The organism is Methanoculleus sp. UBA208 (assembly GCF_002498065.1).
Lineage (GTDB): Archaea > Halobacteriota > Methanomicrobia > Methanomicrobiales > Methanoculleaceae > Methanoculleus.
In genome coordinates, this window is sequence record NZ_DAFZ01000045.1 from 21,057 (window position 1) to 24,512 (window position 3,456).

A 3,456-nucleotide genomic window follows, 5' to 3' on the forward strand; every position below is an offset into this window, starting at 1 on the left:
TACCTCCCGGGCGAGGTGGTCCCCGGGATATCTTCCCTCCAGGTCGCCTTCGCCCGGCTGAAGATTCCGCTGGCACGGGCCGCTGTCGTCTCGGCCCACGGGAAGGATCACGCCCGGGCGGTAGCCGAAGCCGGGGAAGAGGTCCTCGCGGGCCGGGTCGTCTTCCTCGTCGCCGACCCGGCCTTCGACGTCGGGGCGATCGCGGCCGCCCTCCCGCCCCGGATCCGGATTGCTGTCTGCGAAGACCTCGGCTACCCGGCGGAACGGATCGCCGTCGGCACGGCGGCACAGCCCCCGGCGCCCCGGGGCGACCTCTTCGTGGTGGTGGCGGGGGAGTTTTAGGGCTGGCCACGTCTGCTCTACCGGACTGCTCCCCCTCTCGACATCCCTGTCCCTTTCTCTCGTGCTCTTTGGGTGCCTGAACTTCGCGTTTTTCGCACCATCTGATGCGACTTGCGACGGACCCTGATGCCGGAGCACCCTGCAGTCAGCCAATTCTGTCCGCTGCATTTCGCAGGAGACTGTATATACGCCTTTTGTGACGGGTATGTAATCCGGGCCAGCATGGTGAGCAAGGTTCTTCAAAATCTGGGCTTTGCATCAAAAACAGCGCCGGTTCTACCCGGATTTGTATGTGATGGGTATGTGATAGGCCACACCCCCGCCATCAGCGCTGCCCCGGCACCACCGCGGCCTCCACGACACACGGTGCCGGCTCTCCCTTCCGGAACTCGTAACCCGACCGGAGGAGGTCGATGAGGATGGCCTGGTACGCCCCCCGCTCGCAGAGTTCGAGGTGGTAGCGGTGCACCGTCGATTTCGTCCCGTACTTCGCCGGCACATCGTTCCAGGTGCACCCGGTGGAGAGGACGTACAGGACCCCGTTGAAGAGGAGCCGGGGGTCCCGGCGGGGCCTGCCGATGTGGGGTTTACGGGGCGGGAGGTGTCTACAGACGATCTCCCAGAGATCATCGTCGATCTCCCGAAACGTCATGAGCAGCGCATACCTCTAAAAGACCTTATAGTTTTGGGACGGCTTCGGAAACCTGAGATCCCGGATCGGGGGCGCCGTTATTCTTTGGGGTTGTAGTTCGTGACGATGATCTCGCGGATCTCTCCCCGTTTCGTCCCGTCGCAGTTGATCGCCCTCCTCGCCGGAACCCGGTCGATGTGGTACCGGGCGTAGAGGTCGTCGAAGAACCCGTCTTTTGGGTCGACGTTCTTCGGGTCCGAGTTGCTCAGCATGAGCTTCGCGCCCTTTTCGTCGCATCGTGCGTAGAATGCCGCGAGACGCTTCTGCTCCTCGTCGGAAAACCTGTTCTTCGAGTACTGCGTGAACGACGACGTCCGGTTCAGGGGCCGGTAGGGCGGGTCGAAGTAGACGAAGGTATCCTCCGCGATGTAAGGCTCTGCCTGCGTGAAGTCGCCGAGGTGGATGGTCGTATTCCGGAGCGCAGCGGAATCGGCCCGGAGCACCTCTTCGTGCAGGATCCGCGGGTTACGGTACCTGCCGAACGGGACGTTAAACCCGCCCCGGGAGTTTACCCGGTAGAGGCCGTTGAAGCACGTCCTGTTGAGGAAGATGAACCGGCCTGCCCGCTCCACCCACTCCTCGCCGTACCGCCTTAAATCGATCTCCTCGCGCTCGCGGTTGAACGCATCCCGCACGGCGTAGTAGTAGTCCCTGCGTCCGGGCTCGTCCTTTGCCAGAAAATCGTCAGAGACATCGCGCAGGTAGCCGATGAGGGCGGAGACGTCGTTTTTGACGACGCTGTAGGCGAGGACCAGTTCCTCGTTGATATCGAAGAGGTGGCACTCCCTGAACTCAAAGATGCTGTTGAAGTGAAAATAGACCGCTCCGCCGCCCATGAACGGCTCGACGAAGACCGGGAGGGATCCCTCGGCGAGCTCCGGGGGAACTCTCAGGGTGAACGCATCGAGCAGTTGCGCCTTTCCGCCTGCCCATTTGAGGAACGGTCGTGCGGTGGATGTTGCCATCGATCTCTACCATCCGGCGTTAATTTCGTTATCGACAGTATTTATTTTGAAACACGTTAGCGTTGTCTGTATCCCGCGGCCCAGGTTCAGGCGCCGCCGCCCCGTGGAGGGCCGCCCCCCCTGCCGCCGGTCCGGATGCCCTGAGCTTTCAGCATCTTCTCGATTGCCCACCGGCCCCGGCCGAGTTCTCTTCCCAGCGTCTCGACTGCACTCTTCCTGGTCTCGCCGGACTCGATGAGCACGGTGAACCGGGAGACCAGGGTCTCGCGGTCGTCTTCCGTCCAGGGCCTGCCCCGGTTCTCCGGCTCCCCGGTCCGCGGGGTCCGGAGCGTGGAGAGCAGGCATCCCTTCCCGGTGTCGCGCAACTCTTCGATCTTCAGGTCGAAGACCCTCTCCGAGATCTCAAACCCGGTCGCCCGGCGGTTGAGGCCGACGGCGACCTTTGCGGTCGAAAATCCGCCGAGGAACATATCGCAGACGAGGTCGCCCTCGTTGCTGCTGTACTGGATCATCTTGACGAGCAACTCCGTCGGCAGTTCGTTCTTGTTCTTCGCCTGTCCCGGTTTGTACTCGCGGTTGATGCACCAGACGTCTTCACGGTCCCGGTAGTTCAGCGACCCGTTGTCCGGCCCCTTCTCCCCGGCCCCGTAGCGCGACTCCAGGTTGAACGTCCTCTCGCCGCCCGGTTTCTCGTAGAAGAGGACGTGGTAATGGGAGGAGACGTACTTTCGGCTGGTGTAAACGCCGAAATTATACCGCCAGATGATGTGGTTGACCTCGCGAAGGCACGTCTGCCGCAGGGCATGGAGTATGTGGTAGAGGTTCGTGTAGCCCGAAACGATGTAGATCGACCCGCCCGGCCTTAATATCCGTTCGGCCTCCCGGATCCATCTCAGGCTGAACTCCCCGTAATCGGATGCGGGAACCTCGACGTAGCCGTCGACGACGAAGGCCTCGTCCCTGTTGTAGTGGTGGTGCAACCGGTCGCCGTTGATGCCGTACGGGGGATCGGTGACGATCAGGTCCACCGAGTCGTCGGGGACGTGCGCTCGTGTCCCCGCGATGCAGTCGCCGTTGTAGAAGATGTTGCCGTTGACCTCTTCAAACCTCATAGTTTTCCTCGACGGCATGTTGCAGGCTGTACGTACAGTACATTGGCTGTACGAACATAAGATACTCGTTATGATTGCGGCCTCTTTCCAGGTTCCTACGGGTATCTGCGTGCGGCGAAATCCGATCCGCATCCCCGCCCGCCGGGAGGGTATCATTAATACATTTCAGACGGACTCAGGTTGATCACCAGCAGAGTGAAACAGCCCCGGGAGTTCGGATGGCGACACATTCAGGAGAATCGGAGAATTCGTCCCGCACCGGAGCGGGAGCGGGGAGGCAGCGCCCCCTCGCAGCGGGAGAGCGGCCGGTCCATGAACGCATGGCAGAACTCCTGGCCGAGAACGC

At 61.9% G+C, this 3,456-nt stretch carries 4 protein-coding genes; 1 reads left to right on the top strand and 3 read right to left on the bottom strand.

Going from position 1 to position 3,456, the window contains the following annotated elements:
* A partial coding sequence (locus BRA62_RS04320) for an SAM-dependent methyltransferase (protein ID WP_292365085.1) occupies window positions 1-342 on the top strand: 342 nt, incomplete at its 5' end.
* Window positions 343-667: 325 nt separating this feature from the next.
* On the opposite strand, the gene BRA62_RS04325 is transcribed toward BRA62_RS04320, so the two are convergent.
* From BRA62_RS04325 to BRA62_RS04335, 3 genes are all read right to left on the bottom strand, one after another.
* Window positions 668-994 carry a transposase gene (locus BRA62_RS04325; RefSeq protein WP_292365086.1) on the bottom strand — a complete coding sequence of 109 codons (327 nt, stop codon included), beginning with the start codon at window positions 992-994 and terminating at the stop codon, window positions 668-670.
* A gap of 77 nt (window positions 995-1,071) precedes the next feature.
* Window positions 1,072-1,998 (bottom strand): DNA adenine methylase, encoded by a 927-nt coding sequence (locus BRA62_RS04330; RefSeq protein ID WP_292365087.1) that lies wholly within the window; start codon window positions 1,996-1,998, stop codon window positions 1,072-1,074.
* Between the two features lie 86 nt (window positions 1,999-2,084).
* Window positions 2,085-3,110, bottom strand: a complete 1,026-nt coding sequence (locus tag BRA62_RS04335; protein WP_292365088.1) for a DNA-methyltransferase — start codon at window positions 3,108-3,110, stop codon at window positions 2,085-2,087.
* Between the last annotated feature and the right edge of the window lie 346 nt (window positions 3,111-3,456).